The 633-nt window shown below is 69.5% G+C and carries 1 pseudogene; it reads left to right on the top strand.

Annotated elements, in window-relative coordinates:
- A pseudogene (locus tag AC3WL8_RS39985) lies at positions 1-633 on the top strand (hypothetical protein); the annotation flags it as partial.

The raw sequence follows: 633 nt of genomic DNA, 5'->3' as shown, positions 1-633 counted from the left end.
CCACCTCGACCCTGTTCGGGCCCAAGGCAAACGGCACGTGGCCACCGGGCGTCCCGATGGGTGGCGGCACCGGGTCGGGCACCGGCGGCGGCGTCGTCCTGACGGGCGCGGGGGCGCCAGCCAACAGTGTCGGCAACAATGGCGACTACTACCTCGACACCAACACCTGGACGCTGTACGGGCCCAAGGCCAATGACGTGTGGCCGGCAGGGGTCACGCTGGTCACCCAGCCGGGCGGCAGCGGCGGCACCGGCGGCACCGGTGGCGGCACTGCAGGCAATGGCGGTCACATCCTGTACGGCAGCGGTGCGCCGACCGACGACATCGGCGTCGACGGCGACTTCTATTTCGACACCACGACCTCGACGCTGTACGGTCCCAAGGCGGGCGGAAAGTGGCCGACCTCGGGCGCGACCGCAGGGACAGGCACCGTCTACAACGGCAACTTCAACGTGCCAGACACGCTCAGCCGCGGCCGCTATGCCATGACCGGCGCCGGCGGGGCGGTGCCGTTGCCGACGGACTTCGGCGTCGTGATCCCCTACGATTGCACCAAGGTCACGCTCACTGCCAGCACACTCGGCAAGGTGCAGGGCACGCTGGACATCTCGGTGTACAAGGTGACGGGGTCCG

It is taken from the genome of Cupriavidus sp. FW305-F7, assembly GCF_058782875.1.
The sequence above is the reverse complement of the archived record's forward strand: the minus strand, read 5'-3'. Positions and strand labels throughout refer to the sequence as shown.